The following is a 1,706-nucleotide window of genomic DNA, read 5'->3' as shown; positions in this document are numbered from 1 at the left end:
CCCCCTGTGTTAGGATAGTTGTCAGGTAGAGAAAAATACTTTATTATAGTAATTAACAAAGATGAAGGAGCCACCTGATGACACGATACAGTAAGGAATTCAAAGACAACATTATCAAACAGATGATGCCCCCAACCAATAAATCAGTTAACCAACTTACCGCCGAAACCGGTGTTTCAGAACATACCCTGTACGCATGGAAACGAGCTGCAAAATCAGCCGGTATTGCGGCCCCAGCCGGTGAATCATCGTCGGAACGCTGGTCAAGCGAAGATAAATTTCTAATCGTTCTTGAAACCGTAACAATGAACCAGGCTGAACTGGCAACTTATTGCCGGGAAAAAGGCCTGTATGTCGAGCAGGTTGAAGCCTGGAAAGACTTCTGCATCAATGCCAATGGCGGTGTTGCCGAACAGTCCAAATCTCTTCAGAAAACACTGAAAGAGAAGGAAAAGGAAGTTAAACAATTAAACAAGGAACTGCGACGTAAAGAGGCAGCGCTTGCCGAAACGGCGGCCCTGTTGGTGCTCAGAAAAAAGGCCCAAGCGGTTTGGGGGGATCACGAGGAAGACTGATCAATCTCTCCGACCGCAACTTAGCTGTTTCCTTTATCGATGAAGCCATTCAAAATGGCGCCAGACAGTCAAGAGCCTGTCAGGAACTGAATATCAGTGAACGAACCTACACACGCTGGAAAAATCCCCAAACACCAATGGAAGATCAGCGTCCTTTAGCAAAACGACCCGTACCGGCCAATAAACTATCTCGTGAGGAGCAGCTTGAAATTCTTGAAATCGTCACATCCGATACCTATAAAAGCTTACCACCCAGCCAGATTGTTCCCCGACTGGCTGATGAGGAGGGACGGTATCTGGCCTCGGAATCCACCTTTTACCGGGTATTGAGGGAAGAAAATATGCAGCACCATCGGGGTCGAACTTCCAAACCCCAGACTCGACCCATTTCAACCCATAAAGCAACTGGCCCCAATCAGGTCTGGATGTGGGACATTACGTGGTTGCCAAGCGGAGCAAAAGGTTTCTATTATTATCTCTATCTCATCCTCGATTTATACAGCAGAAAGATCGTCGGATGGGAAATATGGCCGGAAGAATCCGCCGAAAATGCCAGTATTCTTGTTAAAAAAGCCGTCGTATCCGAAGGGTGTCTAAACCGAACCCAACCGCTTATTCTGCATTCTGATAACGGTAGTCCGATGAAAGGTGCAGCATTACTTGAAACCCTGTATAAATTGGGGGTTGCCACATCAAGAAGCAGACCACGGGTAAGTAATGATAATGCTTATGCCGAATCCATCTTCAGAACAGTCAAATATCGGCCAGATTATCCCTATAAAGGCTTTTCTGATATTGACAAAGCTCGGGAATGGGTACTCAACTTCACCCGTTTCTATAATTATGAACATCGTCATAGCGGATTGAACCAGCTTACCCCGGTACAACGACACAGTGGGATAAGTGAACAAATTTTTGCCAATCGGATTGCTGTTTATCAGGCCGCCAAGGATAAAAATCCCAATCGATGGTCTCGTAATATCAGGGATTGGTCCCTGCCAGATGTCGTCTGGTTGAACCCTGAACGCACGGAAGTCCTGATGCTGGATTCACTGGAAGAAGCATGATTTTAAAACGTTTACTGCCAAAATATATTTCAATTATAACTGCCAACTATCTTGACAACTACCG

The 1,706-nt window shown here is 45.8% G+C and carries 1 pseudogene; it reads left to right on the top strand.

Annotated elements, in window-relative coordinates:
- Nucleotides 1-77: 77 nt before the first annotated feature.
- A pseudogene (locus FZC41_RS17045) lies at nucleotides 78-1,642 on the top strand (IS3 family transposase).
- The last annotated feature ends 64 nt before the right edge of the window (nucleotides 1,643-1,706 follow it).

The organism is Acetobacterium paludosum (genome assembly GCF_008086595.1).
Lineage (GTDB): Bacteria > Bacillota > Clostridia > Eubacteriales > Eubacteriaceae > Acetobacterium > Acetobacterium paludosum.
The sequence above is the reverse complement of the archived record's forward strand: the minus strand, read 5'-3'. Positions and strand labels throughout refer to the sequence as shown.